Origin of the sequence: Novosphingobium pentaromativorans US6-1, assembly GCF_000767465.1 — a bacterium.
GTDB lineage: Bacteria > Pseudomonadota > Alphaproteobacteria > Sphingomonadales > Sphingomonadaceae > Novosphingobium > Novosphingobium pentaromativorans.
The window spans coordinates 3,959,672-3,979,506 of record NZ_CP009291.1 but is presented as its reverse complement, the minus strand read 5'-3'; the positions used below and the strand labels follow the sequence as shown (position 1 = coordinate 3,979,506).

At 63.3% G+C, this 19,835-nt stretch carries 12 protein-coding genes and 1 tRNA gene; 4 read left to right on the top strand and 9 right to left on the bottom strand.

Features of this window, described 5'->3' with window-relative positions:
• The first annotated feature begins 127 nt into the window (after nt 1-127).
• Entirely contained in the window at nt 128-787 is a 660-nt protein-coding gene (locus JI59_RS18765) for a lytic transglycosylase domain-containing protein (RefSeq protein WP_038576626.1), read from the top strand.
• A gap of 12 nt (nt 788-799) precedes the next feature.
• Entirely contained in the window at nt 800-1,006 is a 207-nt protein-coding gene (locus JI59_RS27720) for a DUF5818 domain-containing protein (protein ID WP_274378209.1), read from the top strand.
• Nucleotides 1,007-1,015: 9 nt separating this feature from the next.
• Here the strand turns inward: JI59_RS27720 and JI59_RS18760 are convergent, their stop codons facing one another.
• Nucleotides 1,016-2,374 carry a site-specific integrase gene (locus JI59_RS18760; protein ID WP_007011070.1) on the bottom strand — a complete coding sequence of 453 codons (1,359 nt, stop codon included), beginning with the start codon at nt 2,372-2,374 and terminating at the stop codon, nt 1,016-1,018.
• 243 nt (nt 2,375-2,617) lie between these two features.
• On the opposite strand from JI59_RS18760, the gene JI59_RS18755 reads away from it, so the two are divergent.
• Nucleotides 2,618-2,693, top strand: a tRNA-Glu gene (locus tag JI59_RS18755).
• A gap of 341 nt (nt 2,694-3,034) precedes the next feature.
• Here the strand turns inward: JI59_RS18755 and JI59_RS18750 are convergent.
• From JI59_RS18750 to JI59_RS18720, 7 genes are all read right to left on the bottom strand, one after another.
• Nucleotides 3,035-4,693, bottom strand: a complete 1,659-nt coding sequence (locus JI59_RS18750; protein WP_138921223.1) for a carboxylesterase/lipase family protein — start codon at nt 4,691-4,693, stop codon at nt 3,035-3,037.
• 141 nt (nt 4,694-4,834) lie between these two features.
• The gene (locus tag JI59_RS18745; protein WP_007011072.1) at nt 4,835-7,951 is read right to left on the bottom strand and encodes an efflux RND transporter permease subunit; all 3,117 of its coding nucleotides are present in this window, start codon (nt 7,949-7,951) and stop codon (nt 4,835-4,837) included.
• Nucleotides 7,948-9,021: an efflux RND transporter periplasmic adaptor subunit gene (locus tag JI59_RS18740; protein WP_007011073.1), complete on the bottom strand. Its 1,074-nt coding sequence runs from the start codon at nt 9,019-9,021 to the stop codon at nt 7,948-7,950. Before JI59_RS18740 ends, JI59_RS18745 begins: the two co-directional genes overlap by 4 nt.
• A gap of 12 nt (nt 9,022-9,033) precedes the next feature.
• Nucleotides 9,034-10,527 (bottom strand): efflux transporter outer membrane subunit, encoded by a 1,494-nt coding sequence (locus JI59_RS18735; RefSeq protein ID WP_160289743.1) that lies wholly within the window; start codon nt 10,525-10,527, stop codon nt 9,034-9,036.
• A 92-nt stretch (nt 10,528-10,619) separates the two neighbouring features.
• Nucleotides 10,620-11,207 carry a TetR/AcrR family transcriptional regulator gene (locus JI59_RS25750; RefSeq protein ID WP_203226071.1) on the bottom strand — a complete coding sequence of 196 codons (588 nt, stop codon included), beginning with the start codon at nt 11,205-11,207 and terminating at the stop codon, nt 10,620-10,622.
• Between the two features lie 313 nt (nt 11,208-11,520).
• Nucleotides 11,521-13,998, bottom strand: a complete 2,478-nt coding sequence (locus JI59_RS18725; protein ID WP_203226070.1) for a TonB-dependent receptor — start codon at nt 13,996-13,998, stop codon at nt 11,521-11,523.
• A gap of 552 nt (nt 13,999-14,550) precedes the next feature.
• Nucleotides 14,551-14,871, bottom strand: a complete 321-nt coding sequence (locus tag JI59_RS18720; protein WP_038576622.1) for a hypothetical protein — start codon at nt 14,869-14,871, stop codon at nt 14,551-14,553.
• Between the two features lie 184 nt (nt 14,872-15,055).
• On the opposite strand from JI59_RS18720, the gene JI59_RS18715 reads away from it, so the two are divergent.
• Nucleotides 15,056-17,308: a glycoside hydrolase family 3 C-terminal domain-containing protein gene (locus JI59_RS18715; protein ID WP_007011078.1), complete on the top strand. Its 2,253-nt coding sequence runs from the start codon at nt 15,056-15,058 to the stop codon at nt 17,306-17,308.
• Between the two features lie 52 nt (nt 17,309-17,360).
• Here JI59_RS18715 and JI59_RS18710 read toward each other — a convergent pair whose 3' ends face one another.
• Nucleotides 17,361-19,643 carry a glycoside hydrolase family 3 N-terminal domain-containing protein gene (locus JI59_RS18710; protein ID WP_038576619.1) on the bottom strand — a complete coding sequence of 761 codons (2,283 nt, stop codon included), beginning with the start codon at nt 19,641-19,643 and terminating at the stop codon, nt 17,361-17,363.
• Nucleotides 19,644-19,835: the final 192 nt, after the last annotated feature.

Here is a 19,835-nt window from a genome sequence, read left to right as displayed (position 1 = left end):
GGGGGCATCTCCATCGTAACGTGCCTCCACCCGCGCAGCCTCCGCTCTGCGTCGCTGACGTTTCATTTTCCTACATCAGATGTTCTATATATGTTCTTTCCCGATTCGACCACCAAAGGATTCGGGAATGAGACTGAAATGGGCAGTAGTTGCAGGGGCAACGACAGGATTTGGGTGCGTCCTCCCCGCTCACGCGCAGGAGATGGCCCCCCCTCAGATGAGCGTTGCCTCGGAGTTGACGACCGACGGCTTCCGCGTTGCAGAAGGGACTGATGGCTTCCTTCTCGTCGAACATGGCATTTGGAGAAAGCCTCCAACAGCCTCGTCCGAGCCGCCGGCTACCGATGCGGGTCGAACCTATCTGCCCTATCGATATCCAAAGCCCCAAGGCAGCGCGCCATCGGGATTCCGTCGGGCAAGCTACCTTCCTCATGTTTACGCTGCTGAGGCGCAATACTCGCTACCAAGCGGCCTTCTCGACGCTCTTGTATGGACGGAATCACGATATAATCCGATGGCCATCAGCAAGGCCGGGGCCGCAGGTTTGGGGCAATTGATGCCAGGGACAGCGCGGGACCTTGGCGTTTCAAATCGCTTCGATCCCAAGGCGAACATCTTGGGTGCAGCCCGATACCTACGCCAGATGCTGGACAAGTTCGGGGTAGTTCATCTGGCCCTCGCTGCCTACAACGCAGGTCCAGGTGCCGTCGAGCGCGCAGGCGGTATTCCTCGCAATGGCGAGACGCCGGCCTATGTGCGCGAAGTGCTGCGCCATTGGCGTTTTTGATCGGGGGGTGTTGTGAGCGCGGGTCGAATACGCGTCTCGGGAATTTTAACCCGCGGTAGACGCGGGATGTTCCTGACCACGACAGACGAAGTCTGGATTGTCGAAGGCGATGATGTCCGTGAGGACTTCATCGGATCTACAGTGACCGTTGAGGGCGTTGTCGCGGGTATCGACCACTTACAGGCCGATTGGATTGGCATTTCAGATACTACCACGTAACGAGTTGCCTCATGCTGCTTCCGATAGGGACGAGTCACCTCCAGCGGCAAGCGGGATGATCGCCTGAGCTGCCAAGGTATCCAGACCATCCGCAATATAGCGAGCATAATGGCGCTCGATCATTGCGATACTCGTATCATGAATTGCAGCGACTAGTCGGGTCGGGAGATTGGCGCGGATGCCTCTCACTATCGAGGAATGTCGAAGGGCGTAGGGGATCACATCAGGGAGACCAGCTCTAATTCGAATATCTCCCCAGGGACGCACGATCTCACTTGGTGTCTGCCATGGGCCTCGTGAAGACCGCTCCCACCGGATAGTCCCGGGTTGTTGACGATAGCGCCAGCGCTCGAACAGGGGCGCACCCTTGCTCCTCCCCGTGACAATCGGCATCAAGACTTCAAGAACGTCACGTCCGACTGGCACCGAGATCAGATTCACCTTCCCTCCCCGACCTTTTCGGCTCGGCGGCATCATCAAGCGACCCGAAACGGTTTGAACGTCCATCACTCTTAGTCGTGTGACCTGCGAAAAGCGGGCACCGCTGGCCGCCATGGCCAGAATGAGTCGGTACAGATCACCTTCCCAGCCTTGAGCCCGATCGACTTCAAGTGTTGCAGCCATTAGGCTAGCCACTTGATCGTCAGAAAGAATCTGGTTTTCCCTCGCGACTACGAGATCATCATCGTCATCGGCTTCGTGGACGATCGTTCGCAGGCCTCGCTTGACGGTGCTCGAGAGCCCCGGTGGCAGACGCGAGTAGTGCCGCTCTGCACAGCTGTTCAGCGCAGCCTTGAGATCATTGACCACCCGCTGAACTCCTGCTGGCTTAAAGTCATTCGGCAGACTCGCCCGCCAACATTGCAGGTCATCTTCGGTCAGCTTGTGAAGAGGAACGTCCGCCAAGGAGGCAGCTGCTACTGCCGCCCGCTTGCCGCGTGCCGGTCGTCCGATGACCAGCTTTTCTAGACGACGGGCTGCATCCGACCGAACTTCCCGACCAGTCCGGCGTCTCTCGCGAGCGTCACGTACCTCGATGTAAGCTTCGACGGCCGAACGAACCGTCAGCGGTGGACCCTCTGCTGCGGCCCTAGCTTCCGTTCGTGCTTCTGCGACCTGCGCAATGGCCACTTTGACCGCCGCTCGATAATCGAGTGTGCCCACGTTGATGGTGTCATCGGCGGCCCCAAGGGAAGACTGACGATATCCTTGGCCATTTCGCCACCGGACGAGCCAGACGCCGCCGCGCTTTGCCTTGCGGTAACCCAGATGGATGTCAGCATCCAGGCTGCGCCAGTGAAGACCAACGTCCAAACGTCGGCGAGCTTCGCGAGTGGTCAGTGGTGCATCGTTGATCGTTCGAGACATTCTAGATTCCGCAAAACCGTCAAATATACGTCAAATAAGCCCATGCGTGATTTTGAGGATAGATGCGGACGAACTGGAATGCAAGTGAATGATAAATATGGATGTTTATGGAAACAAGCGGACTGGTGAAATACGAAAAATATGCCGATTTTGGCACCCTCTCACGGCTGAAACACGGGTTCGAGTCCCGTAGGGGTCACCAGCCGTAAGAGATGCCAGGCAGGCCATGCGAATGGCTTACATGGCCCCTTCGTCTAGCGGTCTAGGACGCGGCCCTTTCACGGCTGAAACACGGGTTCGAGTCCCGTAGGGGTCACCAACACGCCTCAAACGGCATCCCCAGGCAAGCCTCGTCCGTTACAGAACCTGCCGCTTTCAGCTTAGGCGCCATTCCACGCAAGCCCGCGTCAGGACCGTTCACGACCGGACCAGCTGCCCCCGTCGCGAGGGCGACGCCATCGCGGTGAATGCAATCGCGGCAAGCCTCATCGCACACAATCGAGCGCGGCGAACGCGCCGCTTGACCGGCCTTGGCCCTCCTTGCCCTGCAGCAAGGATATCTGCCGCCAAGGAGCCATGCCTTTCCTCTCTGGCGGCTACTCCCCGCTGGCGGCTACCGGCCCAGGTCGGAGCCCGGACCGGTGCCATCCAACAGCGCAACTATTTTACTGGCGAAAGCTGCCCCAGGTCGGCGTCGAGCGCGTCCAGCCTGGCCTGCGTAAGAAGCTGCGGCATGTAGCCCTTGAGCGCTTCCAGGGTCATCCCCCGCGCCATCCCAAGCTGCGGGTTGTTCACGAGTTCGGGAAAGTGCTTCGCAAGCACCGCCTTGGCCTGGGCATCATCCAGCATCTCGCCGATAGGCGTCGTCAGGCTCGTTATGCTTCCAGAGTTGCGGGCATCGGCCATCTTGCGCAGAGTTTGCTCGATCTCCTGTCCCCAGGGATCGCGCTGGGCGACCGCTTGTCCCGACGCGGAAAAGTCCATGATCCTGTCTTCGGCGCGGCTGTATTTCGGCCATTCCGGGAGGCCGGATCCATTGGGATTGCCGGTCTTGACGAAGTTGAGCAGGTAGCTGCTCACCGTCTCTCCCACGGCCTCGTCCTTCGCACTTGTCGCGGCGCCGTACTTGATCGCGGTATTGTCCAGGAAATACGGGATCTCGGATGCATGCTGCGCCCCGGGCTTGCCGATCGAATCCGAGACGTAGGAGAAACGATAGCTCCAGACCGGAACGCCCTGATCGGAAATCACGCCGGCCGCATCGCGTGCACCGGCGATCATGTATCCGCTCTTGCCGCCGATATCCGCGCTTGTAGCGCCGATCATCATCGGCACCTTGGCAAAGCGCCCCGCAGCGTAAGCCTTGCCCGTATCGACCAGCACGGTGCCATCGACAAAGGGCGCGGCATTCGTATCGGGCCCCTCGCCTCGGTGCATCAGATTGAGCCCGTCGGTAACCTCATCGGCCGAGAGCGCGCGCAGCCGGGCCAAGGCATCGGGCGCATCCGGATCTATGCCGTGGCGACGCGCGAAGTTCTTGCCGATCTCCTCGACTTCGGAGAGCGACTTGCCGCCTTCCGAGCGGCCGTTCCCGCCCGACATCACGACCGCGCGCTGGAACAGGCCCTGCGACAGCGGCGACGTTGCAAGCTGATGGACCGACATCCCGCCGGCGCTTTCGCCCACGATCGTCACGTTGTCCGCATCACCGCCGAAGGCGGCTATATTGCGCCTGACCCATTGGAGCGCGGCGATCTGATCCATGGTGCCGTAGTTGCCCAGCCTGCCATCGTCCGGATCGTCCTTCGTCAACTGGGGAAAGGCGAAAGTGCCGAAGCGGCCGACGCGATAATTGAAGCTGACGAAGACAATGCCTTCGCGCGCCAGGTTGGCGCCGGCGTACGTCGGCGGCGAAGCCCCGCCGTTAACGAACCCCCCGCCATAGATCCACACCATGACCGGCAGGCGCTGCCGGTCGTTCGCTGGACGCCAGACATTGGCATAGAGGCAATCTTCGGCCGGCTGCGTACCCAGCGGCGCGGCATCGCTGGGAAAGGGAACCTGCATGCAGTCGTTGCTGTACTGCGCCGTCTCACGCACGCCCGACCAAGGCTTCGCCGGCTGCGGCGCGCGCCATCGCAGGGCCCCGATGGGCGGACGGGCGAAGGGGATCCCTTTCCAGCTCAGGACGCCGTCGACTTCGCTTCCGCGAATGCGCCCGCTTTCCAGCGGCACTTCGGTAGAGCTGGCCGACGCGGCCGGCGGCAATGCAGCCGGGGCGGCGATTGCCAGCAGGATCGTTAGCGTCCTTCGCAACATGACGGTTCTCCTCTCTCGCTTGTACATTAGTCCAGTCGACATCTTCAGTTCAGTCAACGCCTTCGACCTGCCGCCATCGGCCCGTGATTCCCGGGCGAATCAACGTCTTCGAGCGCCCGGGTAACCGTGCCTTCGGGCGACCTATGTAATCAGCAGCGTCTCCTCTTCAGGATCGATCGGCAGTTCGTCACCGGGCTGGCGCGGCGTGACCAGCCTTGCCAGTCGCGGCTTGAGCCAAAGTTCCCAACCGTCGACGATTTCGTAGACGACCGGAACCAGGATCAGGGACAACGCCGTGGAAGTGATCAGGCCGCCGATCACCGCCAATGCCATCGGCTGCCGGAATTCGGCGCCTTCGCCTATCCCCATGGCCGTAGGCAGCATCCCCGCGGCCATGGCCAGGGTCGTCATCACGATCGGCCGGGCCCGCTGCTGGCAGGCATTGCGGAGCGCGTCCTTCACCGGTTTGCCCGCCCGCTCCTCCTCGATCGCGAAATCGACCAGCAGGATCGAATTCTTCGCGCATAGCCCGAGGAGCATCAGCAAGCCGATCAAAGCCGGGAGATCCAGCGCCATTCCGAAGATATGCAGGGCTGCGAAGGCCCCGAACAGCGAAAGCGGAAGCGCTGCAAGGATGACGGCCGGCTTGAAGAAGCTCCGGAACAACAGCACGAGCACGGCGAAGGTCAGCCCGATACCGGCGACGATGGCGATGACGATGCCGCCGAACAGTTCGGCCATGGCTTCGGCGTCGCCCACGCGCGCTTCCTGAACGCCATCGGGAAGCGACTGCATCACGGGAAGCGCATGAACCTCGCGCAGGGCATCGCCAATCGTTGCGCCCGCCGCAAGATCGGCCTGGACCGAAACGCGCCGTTCGCGATCGTAGCGGATGATCTTCCCGGGGCCTGCCTCGAAACGCAGATCGGCGACGGTCGACAACGGAGTTGTCCCCCCGTTAAGCGTGGGGACGCGCAGTGCAGACAGGGTGGCCAGGTCGGCGCGCGCCGCCTCCGGCAAACGCACGCGAATGGGGATACGACGGCTGCCGTCGGTGAATTTCGCGACATTGGCGTCGATGTCGCCGATCGTCGCCACGCGCAGCGTCTGTGCGATCGTCCGGCTGTCCACGTTGAGCCGCGACGCTTCCAGGGGCTTTGGCGTAACCACAAGCTCCGGGCCCGGCGGCGGCGGGACTGCACGCGGATCTACGATAGAGGATACATGGCGCATCTCGCGCAGCAGCTTGTCGCGCGTGGCTTCCAGAAGATCGCCGTCCTCGCCCGACAGGACGATTTCGACCGCAGCCATGCCGAAGTCCCCCTGGTTGGAGAGCCGCACATCGGGAATGCTCCTGAGCAGCGGACGGATCGACTGCCGGAAGCCTTCCGTGCTCAATTCACGATCCTGCTTCAGGATGACGGTAATCGTGCCTTCGCGCAGATCGCCGCCCGCGCCGCCTGCCAGGCCGGATTCGCTCGCCGACCCGACCTGGGCGAAGACATGATCCACGTCGGCCTGCCGACGCAGCAACCTGCTCGCCCGCTCTACCGCCGCATTCATGTCGTCGCGCGTGGCGCCCGGCGGCCCCTGCACCTGAAGATAAAGATATCCTGATTCGCTGGCCGGCCTGAATCCGGTCGAGAGCGTGCCAGCCAGAAACAGGGAGGCGACAAAGACGCCCGCACCGAGCAGCGTGGCGCGCCAGCGATGATCGAGCATCCAGTCGAGCAGGCGGCTGTAGCGGCCCTCGAATGTCCCCGGATGCTTTTCCTCGCCCACGTGCGGTTTGAGGAAATAGGCCGCCAGAAGCGGGGTAAGCAGCCGCGCCACGATCAGCGAGAACAGCACCGCGATCGAAACCGTCAAGCCGAACTCGCGAAAGAACTGCCCGGCGGAACCGGGTATCAGGGAGACCGGGAAGAAGACCACCACGATCGTGGCAGTGGTTGCCACCACGGCCAGGCCAATCGCATCGGCGCCGATGATGGACGCGCGATACGGACTGAGCCCCGCCTCGATCCGCTTCTGGATATTCTCGATCTCGACAATCGCATCGTCGACGAGAATGCCGATCACAAGCGTCAGCCCGAGCAGCGTGATCGTATTGAGACTGAAGCCCATCGCCGACATCACGATGAACGTGGGAATGAGCGAAAGCGGCATGGCGACCACTGCGATCGACGTCGCGCGCCAGTCCCGCAGGAAGAAGAACACAATGAGGGCGGCCAGCACCATCCCTTCGATGAGAACGTGCTTCGTGGAGGAAAAGCTGTGCCGGGTCGTATCGACGGTCGAGACGATCTTGGTGAACCGGACGTCCGGATAATGTTCCGCAAGCGTAGCAACGGCTTCGCGAATGTTGTCCTCCGTCGATACGTCGCTGGCATCCTTGGTCTTGTTGACCTGGAAGCCGATAACGGACCGCCCGTCGAGACGCGCGAAACTCCTCACTTCCGACGATCCGTCGCCGATATCGGCGATGTCGGTGAGCCGCAGATAGCCGCCCTGCACCGGAATCATGACCTTACGCAGCGCATCGACCGAGGCCGCGGAGCCGACGACGCGGATGGTCTGCTCGCGCGCACCGACATCGGCACGTCCGCCCGTTTCATCGGCAACGAATTGGGACAGAGCCTGATTGATCTGGGCGGCGGTGATGCCGCGCGCGGTCATGCGATCGGGATCGAGGATCACGTTGATTTCGCGGTCGACGCCACCCACCCGCGATACGCGGGCAACGCCAGGTCTTGCCTGCAGCGCGCGAGCGACCCTGTCATCGACGAACCAGGACAGCTCGGATGCCGACATGCCCGGTGCCTCGACAGCGTAAGTAACTATCGGCGCACTGTCGATGTCGAGCCGCTGCACGGTCGGCGGATCGATCCCGGACGGCAGTTGCGTGCGCGAACGCTCGACAGCCGTGCGCACCTCGTCGATCGCCTTTTGCATATCGGTGTGCAGCGTGAACTCGATTGTCGTCGTCGAAGAGCCCATCACTACGGTGGAACTGATATGCTTGACGCCCGCGATCCCGGCGACTGCGTTCTCGATGAGACGCGTCACCTGGTTTTCCATCGCCTGCGGTGCAGCGCCATCCTGCGTGACGGTGACCGAGACGACCGGCGAAGACACGTTCGGAAACTGCTTCACCGGAAGCTGCAGGTAGGCCACCGCCCCCGCCAGGGTCAGGGCAATGAACAGAACCACGACCGGGATCGGATTGCGCACCGACCATGCGGAAATTCTGAGGCTCATCGTGCCGCCTCGGTCGAGGGATTGACCTTGTCGCCTTCCAGCACGAACGCGCCGCCCGAAAGCAGGACCCGAGTTCCCATCGGTGGTCCCGCAACAAGCTCCACATAACCTGAGGATCGGATACCTGTGCGTACCGGGACGGACTTGACGCGATTTTGCTTGTCCAGGGTCTGGACCTGCGCTCCGGCCGCACTCATGCGGATCGCCGTCTCGGGCACTGCCGGCACGGGCCGGTCGGAGGATTGGAAGATCGCCTTGGCAAAGCCTCCCGGGCGGATGTCCGACGAGACCGGCAATGCAATGCGCATGCCGACAAGGCCCGTCTCGGAATCCACGCTGGCTCCGATCAGGCGCACCTTGCCTTCGACGCGCCGACCCGATGCCAACAAGACCGCAGCCCTGTCTCCTGCCTTGACCGACCCTGCCTTGGCCTCGGGCAATTCCGCGTCGAGTTCCACCAGATTGTCGCGCAGGATCGTAAACATGACGCTGCCGACCTGCGAGGTATCGCCCGGCCTGACGCTGCGCTCAATGACCGTGCCGCTTACGGGGGCCCGGATGACCAGTCGCTGCTTGCGCACCTGCAGGTCGCGCAGCTGTGCACGCGCGACATTCACCTGCGCTTCGGCCGTTCGCACGGCAATGCGCCGCTCCGCAATCGCCTCGTTGGACAGCACCCCGGTATCGTCGAGCCCGCGGACCCGTTCGGCTTCTGCCCGCGCCCGATCGGCCGCAACCCGCTGCTGGTCGAGCGTGGCCTGCGCTTGCGCTATCTGAGGTGCCAGAAGACCGTCGTCGAGGATGGCGAGCGGCTGCCCCTTGCGCACCGCAGCGCCCTCCTCGACCAGAACACGGTCGACACGATAGCCGGCAATCTCGGGCGAGACGGCCGCCAATTCCCGCGCCACGAGTTGTCCCGAAGCAGTGAGTCCCCCGCTGAGAGATCGCGCAGCGACCTTGCCGACCGATACGCTCTGCGCGGCTTCGGTCGGCGTCGGCTCCGGTGCGCTATGGCACCCGGCAACGGCAAGGCAGGAAATGATGGCAAGTGAGGCAATGCGATATGTCATGCGAATTCCTGCTCAGCGTGACGAGGTAAGGATCATGCCGTAGGCATCGGGGTCGCTCACAGGCGCCCACCCGCCACCGAGCGATCGATAGGCGGCCACGACGTTCTGAAGCGCTTCGGCGCGCAGCTTGGTTTCTGCCACGCGCGCGGCGCGCCAGGATCGTTCCGCCTGCAGCAAGGCCGTCAGGTCTGTCAGTCCGAGGCGATACCCCTTGCTCGCGGCGTCAAAGGCGAAGCGCGAGCGTTCTTCCGCCCGGCCGAGTGCAGCCAGGCGCTTGCGGTCGGTCGCGACCTGAGCGAGTGCGCGTTCCGCCTCCTGATAGGCAGTCTGGACCGCGCGTTCGTAGGAAATCACGGCCTGTTCCCCCTGGGCCGCGCTGATCCTGAGCTGCGCCAGGAGACGCGGCCGGTCGAGGATCGGCAGGGCCAGTGCGCTACCGATACTCCACACCAGGCTGGTGCCCGCCACCGCGGAAGCGCTCTTGCTCAGGCTGACCCCGGGCTGGAGATCGAAGCGCGGAAACAGGGCGAGCCTGTCGACGCGGACCTGCGCAACCGCGGCCGCAAGCTGGGCCTCAGCAGAGCGCACGTCGGGCCGGCGCGCCAGAAGAATGCCCGGAATGCTCTCGGGCAGTGCGCTGGGGGACGTCAGATCTGTCGAAATCGAAAGCGAATCCAGAGGATCGGTCGGCCTGCCCGCGAGCACCAGGATCGCACGCTTGCTGGTGTCCAGCGCGTTCGCGAACTGGGCGACTTCGGCCTCCGCGTTGGCCTCCTCCGTTTCCAGTCGTGCCGCGTCGATCCCTGCAGTTATGCCGCGTTCCACGCCGAGCCGCGCCACGTCTGCAAGTTCTTTCGCAATCCTCAGGCTTTCCTGCGCATTGGCCAGCTGGGCAGCATATCCACGCGCGGCGAACAGATTGGTCGCCATGTCGGCGGCAAGACTGACGCGAGTTCCTTCGTAATCGAACACCGCCGCCGAAAATGCAGACCGCGCCTGATCGCGAGTAGCCCCGATCCGACCGAAGACGTCGAGTTCCCAACTGGCATTGAACGACAGGTTGTAGCTATCCATCGCCCCGCTCGGGTTGAAGAGGGAGCCCAGGTCGTATCCCGGCGTATCGGAGCCGGTCGAAATGGTCGCGCCGCCCGACGAAAGCTGCTTGTTGTAACTGCGCGTCGCTCCGCCCTGCAGGTTGCCGCTGGGCAGCGTTGCCCGTATCGCGCCAAGTCTGACGGCCCGCGCTTCCTTGAGGCGGGCGAGCGCCATCCGGGCGTCTGTACTCGACGAAAGTGCCTGCGTAATGAGCTGGGTAAGCTGATCGTCCTCGAAGCCTGCCCACCAGTTGTCGATAGCAGCGGGCTGGCCGGATGCATCACCCCCTGAAGCATCGCCTTCGAACTGGGCAGGCAGCGCAAGGTTCGGGGCCGGCAGTCGCACGCTGGGCGCACAGGACGATGTGAGAGCCAGGGCGCTCGCCAGAACGACCCCATTGAAAACACGCACGATAGTCTCCCGACTCCACTTGGAGGTCGTTATTCGTACGTTTGCGTTCGATTGTCAACTGCTGCGACGCACCTGTCACGGCGCACGGGCACTTACCAGGCGGAGCGACCGCCGACCATAAGCGACGTGAGACGCGAAACGAACGCGGCGCAACTGTCGTCGGTCATGTGCTCGTCCGAGCGATGCAGATAGTACCAACCGAAAACCGCGCTGAGAAACGCATCGGCCACGCCTTCCGGGTCCACGCAAGGTGCCGAAGCCTCTTTCGCGGTACTGCGCACATCGTCAGCCAGCATGTGAAGGAGATACTTGAAACCGTCGACGTTGAAGGCCCTGCTCAGTTCGGGCAGACGGTCGAATTCGGAGTCCAGCAGGCGCATGAAGGCGCTGATCTCGGGCGTCCGCAGCATCCTCAGGACGGCAACGCCGCGGCGGAAGAAGCGGGTCGGAAGCGGAACACCCTCGGAGATCGGCTCACCGGGCGTGAGTGCACGCCAAGCGGCAATTCTCTCTTCGGCGACAGCCTTGAACAGGGCCTGCTTGTCAGGATAGCGCGCGTAGAGAGTCCCCTTGGACACGCCGGCAGAGGCCGCAACGGCTTCCATCGCCGTTTCCGAAAACCCCTTGTCGAGAAACATGGTGCGCGCCGTCGTCAAGATGACATCGTCGATTGCGGCCACCTGAGCGGAACTGGGCCGTCCGCGCTTTGAAACGAAGCCTTTGCTCTCTTTGGTTTTCGTCTGTTTCTGCAATGCCATTCCGTCGCGGAACCCTGATTGATGGAGCGGGCCATTAATCACGCCTCGCATATCAGCGCAACCGCCAAAGCCTGTAGTTTCGGACATGTCCAGGGCCCGACCGGGCACGTGCGTCCATCGGGTAACGAACACGTCCGATCGAAACGGCAAACGCCGCCCGGCATGAAAGCCGGACGGCGCCTGCAAAGCGAGCCCGCGGCAGGAGGAGGAGGAACCGCGGGATATCGCCATTGCTTTATCGACTGCCGAAGCTGAAGCGGACCTGCAGGCCCACTTCGCGTGGCGGTGTATAAGATACCAGACGGTAACCCGGCGATCCGAACACCGAGGCAAGGTCGCCGGCGACGTTGTAGACGTCGGTCGAACGGCTCGTGCGAACGCCGGTTCCGGTTACGTTGCGCGCAAACAGCGACACGTCCCAAGCGCCGTCCGGCGAACGGACGCCGGCATAGAGATTCAGAAGTCCGTAGGCGGGAACGACCGAGCCCTCGTCGCGGCGCGGGTTGCGGGCATAGTACGTGAGCAACCCGCGAAGGTAGCCATCGACCTGCCCGATCGGCTGCTGCAGTTCGGACTGCGCCGTGAGCGTCCAGATCGGTTCGCGTGAAACGGAACGGTTGGACTTGCAGGTGGCAAGCGCCGTACCGGCCTGCACGAAATCCCCGACCGTAGGCGTTCCGGTATCGGCCACACCGTCGAAATTGGAATCTCGGCAAGGGACCCTGTCGTCGTCGACACGACCGTTCGCATAGCTGAAGGCGGCGCCGATGTTCCAGTAAGGCGTCGCCTGGAAGGCTGCGTCGATATCGAAGCCCTTCACCACGGCGCGCGCGCTCGAGTTCACGACGATGGTGTCGACGCTCTGCGCAACGCCGTTGTCGTTCAGATAGGGAATATTACCCTGCTGGAACAGGAGCCCGTCGAACTTCTGGTAATATCCGGCGATGTTCAGGCGCAGCCTTCGGTCCAGAAGGTTCGTCTTCAGGCCGACTTCGTAGGACGTCGACTTTTCCGGGGGCAGGAAGCTGAGCTCTGCAAGCGTGGGATCGTTGCCCGCATTGGAATAGGTATTGTTGCCGCCGCGGCGCCACGAACTCGCCACCGATCCGTATGCGAGCACTTGCTCGGAAAAGCGATGAGACAGGGACACGTTGAAGACGAACGGGTGACGCGTGTTCTTGGTCGCCGTATCGGTGATCGGGACCGGATTGGCGCTGATCGCGACGTCGCAGGCCCCGCCGCCGTAGGTGCTTCCAAGTCCCGCCAGAGAGCAGGGGAATCCGATCGGCGTCGAAATGTAACCGCTTCCGAGGAACACCTGAGACGTGTTGTCGACCGACGAGATGATATAGCGACCACCTGCCGACAGTTCCGTACTGGGCGTAAGGTGCAGGGTCACGTTACCGAACACCGCGTGTTCGACGCCCTTGCTGTCGAAATTGATCAGCACGGGCAAGGTGAACTTCTCGTTCAGTGCCTGCGGATCGGGGGTCGCCCCCGGGGCACCGAAGGCACCCGGCAGGTAAGCGCCGATCTGCTGCCCGCGCGTCTTGGCCGTGGCACGCGAGAAGAAATAGCCGACCGTATAATCGAGGAAGCTGGGCCCGCTGTCCGAAGAGATGCGCAGTTCCTGCGTGATAGACTGGGAGACCGTGCGCAGCGGCTGCTCCAGGGTGCGGCCCGGAATGAAGTTGACCTTGTCCGTCGCGTTGACGCTGGGCGTATCGACGTGCGCGTAACCACCGACATAGCTGACCCGGTGCCCCAGGACCGACCAGTTGATCTGGGCGGTGACCTGGTGCCCCTTGAGCCGACGATCGCCCGGCACTTCGTCGACGGCACTGCGGTCGCTCGCACTCAGCGCCGGACCGTTGTAGTTGGCAGGCGCCGTGGAGACCACGCCGCCGACCGCGCCATCGCCTTCCACAGCGTCGTACTGGCGCGCGCGCTGATCGAGATACTGGTAGGTGACCATCGCGTCGAGATTGCTGGACGGCGTGAAGCCGATCGAAGCCCGTCCACTCAGATCGCGGCGATAGGGATGCATGCCCCCGTTCACGCTCTCGACGAAATTGCCGTCGCTTTCGTCCATCAGACCAGCAAGACGCACAGCCAGCACGTCGGTCGCAATCGGAACATTGAGCGCGGCCTGACCGTTGATCGAGCCCTTGTCGCTTCCGAGCATGCTCACATAGCCGCCCCACTCGACAGGATCGGGACGGCGCGTACTGACGGTCAACGCACCGGAAGGCGCTGTACGTCCGCGCAAGGTGCCTTGCGGACCACGCAGAACTTCGATGCTCGCGACGTCGTACATCGCCGAATAGGCCAGACGCGAATCGGTCGGCACTTCGTTGACGTAGATATCGACGGTAGGCGATCCGCTGGCGCCCTTGTCGAAGGAAATACCGCGCAAGGAAGGCGCCGGCTCGCCGCCGTTGAGAACGCTGCTGTTGCCCAGCGAAAGCCCCGGAACGATTGCGGCTACGTCTTGAAATTCGGTGATCGCGAGCTTCTTGATCTCGTCACCGCTCACAGCCGTCACAGCCTGCGGGACGTCCTGAAGGCGCTCGCTTCGGCGCCTCGAAGTGACCACGATTTCCTGGGGCACTGCGCCTTCGCCGGAATCAAAACCTGCACCGTCGGACTGCGATTCCCGGGCCGCGCCCTCCACCGCTCCATCGACGAGCGCAGACTGGGCGTGCGCCTGCACGCCAGTCAAAATCGCTGCAACGCTGACACCAAAGACCAAAGATGACTTGATACGGATCATACACCCCTCACCAAAGCGCGGCTTCCCCTGTGGAACCGGCCGCTCGAGCGCGCCCTAAAATACAATTGAACGCCTACGTCAATTTAATTTTCGCACAAATGCGTTCAATTAATGGTCGATCAGCACCTTAGCTTCGCTGAAAGACCCGCTCTGGCGCGAACCGAGGCGCTCCGGGAGACCGGATCCACCCCTTTTCAGACGAACGGAAGACCCCGTGCACCCGCGATTCGCTCGCGAGAGAGGTATCAATAACAATCTTCGATATCGCTGCCCGCACCGATTACCCTGGGCGAATTCGCCCCGAACGGACATCCGGGGCTGTGGCGGCGACTGCCCGGAATTCACCGCGCAAGCCATCGACAGGACAGGACCCGGGCGCGGAAGCCGGGCAAAAAAAATGCCCCTCCAGGGGCAGTGGCCACCCGCCGCCCTCAAGTGGCGGCGGGTGGCGCAAGCAAATCCATCCCGGGACTGAAATCCCGGATAAATGAATTACTTGACCGGGATCTTGGCCAGGTCCGCGTCGATTTCGGCCAGAACTTCGTCGGTCACGGTATCGGGCGAATACTGCTGGATCCCGGCGAGAGTGAGGCCGCGCGCCATCGACACCTGAGGGTTCGCAGTGAAGCCGGGCATATGCTTGTCCAGCACTGCCTTGGCCTCCGGATTGTCGAGCAGAACGCCGATCTCGGTCTCGGAAGTGGAATAGTGCTTTTCAACTGCCTGCGCGCTATCGCCGGCGAGCGCCGACTGCGGATACGAACAAGCAGGCAGCGCTGCCACGACCAGAGCTGCGATCAAGAAACTACGCATGGATACCTCTCCTGGGGCTAGAATGGCTTCGCGAACGGCCACGATCGGCCGCGCTTATCAGGCTACATAGTGCCGATTCCGGCAAAGCGCCAGAGATTATCGCACTTGACCGTTCTGTTTTTTAGTTGGTACGCGCAAGTTTGGCTGAGGCATTGCCCCAGCATATCGAACGGGAGATGTTATCGTGAACGGAATTCGGGCTGCGATTATCGGTTGCTGCACCACTGCCATGCTACCTGTCGTGCCAACTGCTTCGGCGCGGACGTCTGCTGCTCAGCATGACACCGACCAGCTCGAGCGGACTGCGGATGCGCGTGCCGCCGAAGCCCTGCGCGAAATGACGGTGGAAGAGCGCAGGGGGCTTCTCCATGGCCCCATGCCGATGCTGGTACCCAAGGCCAAGCGCCCCGAGGACATGGTCATCGGCGCAGGCTACATTGCAGGTGTACCCCGCCTGGGCATTCCCTCCCTGCGCGAGACCGACGCCAGCCTGGGTGTGGCCAACCTGATGAATCAGCGCCCTGGTGACACGGCAACGGCGCTCCCGGCCGGCCTTGCCATCGCATCCACTTGGGACAGCGCGTTGGCGCAGCAGGCCGGCGCGCTGATCGGCAGCGAAGCGCGCGGCAAGGGCTTCAACGTGATGCTCGCAGGCGGCGTCAATCTCACGCGCGATCCACGAAACGGGCGCAACTTCGAATACTTCGGTGAGGATCCGCTACTGACCGGCGTGCTCGGCGGCCACATGATCGAAGGCGTGCAAAGCGCGGGCATCGTATCGACGATGAAGCACTTCGCCGTGAACAACCAGGAAACCGGCAGAAACGTCCTGTCGGCCAACATCGGCGAATCGGCGATGCGCGAGAGCGATCTGCTGGCATTCCAGTTCGCTCTCGAGATCGGCAATCCCGGCTCGGTGATGTGCTCCTACAATCGCATCAACGGCGAATTCGCGTGCGAGAACGACTTCCTGCTCAACCACGTCCTGCGCGACGACTGGGGCTTCAAGGGCTGGGTAATGTCGGACTGGGGCGCCGTGCACAGCACCGAGGCGATCATGAAGGGTCTCGATCAGCAATCGGGCGAACAGATCGACGGCAAGCCCTACTTCAGCACGATGCTCGACCAGGCCATCGCCGAGGGCCGTGTTCCCGAATCGGCCGCGGACAAGGCCGCCCATCGCGTTTTGCGCACCATGTTCGCGCGCGGCCTGGTCGACGATCCGGTCGATCCGAAGGGATCCCCCATCGACTATGACACCCACGCGCAGCTCGCGCAGAAGGTCGCAGAGGCGGGGATCGTTCTCTTGAAGAACGACGGCGACCTGTTGCCCGTTGCAAGCAGCGCGCACCGCATCCTCGTCGTCGGCGGCCATGCCGACGTCGGGGTCATTTCCGGTGGCGGATCGAGCCAGGTGCGTCCGGTCGGCGGCCCCGCTCTCGAGTTGAAAGGCCCGGAGCGCAATGGCCATGTCTCCCTCACCAACACCATCATCTACGTGCCCTCCTCGCCTCTCGAGGCTTTGCGTGCGGCGCTGCCGGATGCAAAGATCGACTTTGTCGACGGAAGCGACCTGCCGGCCACGGTCGATGCGGCCCGGCAGGCCGACCTCGTCATCGTCTTCGGGGAACGCTGGGATAGCGAATCGGTCGACGCGACGGACCTTTCCCTCGGTGCCGAGAAAAACGCGCTGATCGAATCCGTGGCAGGCGCAAATCAGCGAACCGTCGTGGTTCTGGAAACCGGCAATCCGGTGACGATGCCCTGGCTGGACAAGGTGCCCGCCGTCCTCGAAGCGTGGTATCCCGGCCAGCGCGGCGGCGAGGCGATTGCGGCGGTGCTGACCGGTACCGTCAACCCATCGGGACACCTGCCGATCACCTTCCCCGCCAGCGCGGAGCAGCTTCCCAATCCCGTTCTCCCCGGCTCGGACGCGCCGCCGCCCAGTTCCGACGAGAAGGCCGTTTACGGCATCCTCGCCAGCACCGCACCCTTCGACGTCACTTATCCGGAAGGCGCGGACGTTGGATATCGCTGGTTCGACCGCACCGAGGCCGCGCCCCTGTTCGCCTTCGGCCATGGCCTGAGCTACACCCGCTTCGAGTACCACAATCTCGAAGTCTCGGGCGGCGACACCCTGACCGTGTCATTCGACGTGCGCAATGTCGGCGACCGCGAAGGTGCGGACGTCCCGCAGGTCTATGCCCGGGGGACCGGGACCAAGCGGCTCATCGGCTGGGAGCGGGTGACGCTTGCCCCCGGCGAAACGCGCCGCGTGACGGTGACGGCCGATCCCCGGCTGCTCGCCAGCTTCGATTCCGAGGGACACAGGTGGAAAGTCGCGTCGGGTCGCTATGCGGTCGAAGTAGGCATGTCTGCAATCACCCCGGTGCTGAACGGCGCGGCCAAGCTGAAGGCCCGTTCGCTCAAGCCGTGATATCCTCGGTGCTCTGCGAGCGGTGGACCGAACCACCGCTCGCAGACGCCGATCAGACCAGCTCGAACGTGGCGTGCGGCGCGTCCGCACTTTCCGCGGAAGGCGCTATCCAGACGTCGAAGGTACCGGGTTCGACCGTCCATTCCATGCCATCGCCGACAAACGTCAGGTCGGCCCGCGTCAGCGTGAACTGAACGGTCTCGCTCTGTCCCGGCGCAAGCCGCACCTTGCGGAAGTCCTTCAGCTCGCGCACCGGGCGCGTCACGCTTGCAGCACGGTCGTGGACGTAGAGCTGCACCACTTCCTCCGCGTCGCGCGTACCGCTGTTGGTCACTGTGGCGCTGACGGTCAGGCTACCGCCGCTTTCCAGCTTCGCGTTCCCGACCGACAGGTTCGAATACGCGATCTTCCCGTACGTGAGGCCATGACCGAACGGGAACAGAGCGCTGTTCGGTATGCCCTGGTAATGCGCCTTGAATCCGCTCAGCCTGCCGACCGGGTCGGGCCGCCCCGTCGACTTGTGGTCGTAATAGTAAGGGGCCTGACCCGCATTGCGCGGGAAGCTGACCGGCAGGCGCGCACTTGGCCCGGTTTCGCCGAAGAGAATGTCCGCAATGGCCGTGCCGCTTTCTGTTCCCAGGAACCAGGTCACCAGGATTGCCGAAGCATCGACCACGGCGCCTTCCAGCGCCAGGGCACGACCGTTCTTCAGGACAACCACGACCGGCTTGCCGGTTGCCGCGACGGCTTCCGCGAGCGCCTGCTGTGCCGCAGGTATCTTGGGCTCGGCGCGCGATGCAGCCTCGCCCGAGAACATGGCTGGTTCGCCGATAGCGAGGACCACCACATCGGCCGCGCGCGCGGCGGCAACCGCCGCCTCGATACCGCCGTCAATCGCGTCTTCCGCCTTGGAGCCGGCAGTAACGGTGACCTGCGCGCCCTCGCCCACGGCAGCGCGGACGGCCGTCGCGAGGTCGACCGCATCGGCGTCGGTGCCGAACAAGGTCCACGGCCCCACAAGATCGCGATGACCTTCCGCGAAAGGCCCAATCAGGGCAATGCGCCTGTCCTTGCCCAACGGAAGGACGTCTCCCTCGTTCTTCAGCATCACGATCGAGCGCTGCGCCGCCTCGCGCGCAAGGGCCCGGTCCAGCGGAGGAACCGGGCGCGATGCCGCCGGCGAATTGATCCGCACGAACGGATCGTCGAACAGGCCGAGTCGATGCTTCAGTAACAGGACACGGCGCACCGCCTGGTCGAGCCGTGCCATGGGCACTTCGCCCGAACGTACCAGTTCCGGCAAATGTGAAAGGTAGAGGCCGCTCTGCATGTCGATATCGACCCCGGCCATGAAGGCGCGCTTGGCCGCTTCTCGCTCATCGGCGGCGAAGCCATGCGCGATCAGTTCTGCAATCGCGGTGTAATCGGACACGACAACGCCATCGAAATCCCATTCACCGCGCAGAACATCGCTCAGCAGCCAGCGATTGGCCGTGGCGGGAATGCCCGACAGTTCGTTGAACGCGGCCATCGTCGAAACCGCGCCGGCTTCGAACGCTGCCTGGAAAGGCGGCAGGTGCACTTCGCGCAAGGTACGCTGCGAAACATCGACCGTGTTGTAGTCCAGCCCTCCTTCGGCGGCGCCATAGCCGGCGAAGTGCTTGGGGCAGGCCAGCATCGTGTCCGGACGGTTCACGCCTTCGCCCTGGAATCCGCGCACGCGCGCAGAGGCCATCCGCTTGGCGAGCAGGACGTCTTCACCGACGCCTTCGACGGTCCGGCCCCAGCGCGCATCGCGCGAGACGTCGATCATCGGCGCGAAAGTCCAGTCGATGCCGGTCGCGGCCGCCTCGATTGCCGTGCGACGCGCGGTCCGTTCGGCCAGATCCGGCTCGAAGCTTGCGCTCTCGCCAAGCGGCACCGGGAAGACCGTGCGGAAGCCGTGAATCACGTCCGCTGCAAACATCGCCGGGATCTTGAGCCTGCTTTCGAGCGCGGCGCGCTGCGCGCGGCCCAGCCATTCGGTACCGGCAGCGTTGAAGATGCCGGTCAGCTGCCCCGACCGAATCATTTCCAGTTGCTGCTCGGAGCTTCGGTTGCTGAATTCGGGGTTGATGCGCAGAGCCGCCGGGCCGGCGATGGCGGACGTTACGAAGTTCAGCTGCCCCGCCTTCTCCTCCGGCGTCATCTGACCGACAAGGCGCTCGATCGACCGCGGCAGTTTGCCCGAAACCTGGGAAAGTCCCATGCCGAAGACGGGCCGGGACATCAGCGCCGCCGCGACCGCGCCCTGCATGAGCGTGCGGCGCGACACGCTTCCCTTTATCCGATTCATATCTCTCTCCTCGTGCAAGCAGCGGCGCAACTGTGGGCGCCGCTCGCTTCTGGAACAATGTCACGGCTGCCCTCGCGGCATGCCGACCGTGCCTGCTTCTGATAGCCGCCATGGACATTGGCAACAAGATAATCGAATGGTAACGTACGATTTAAACAACATCCTGCTCTTGGGTAGAGCGTTTTCGGACGG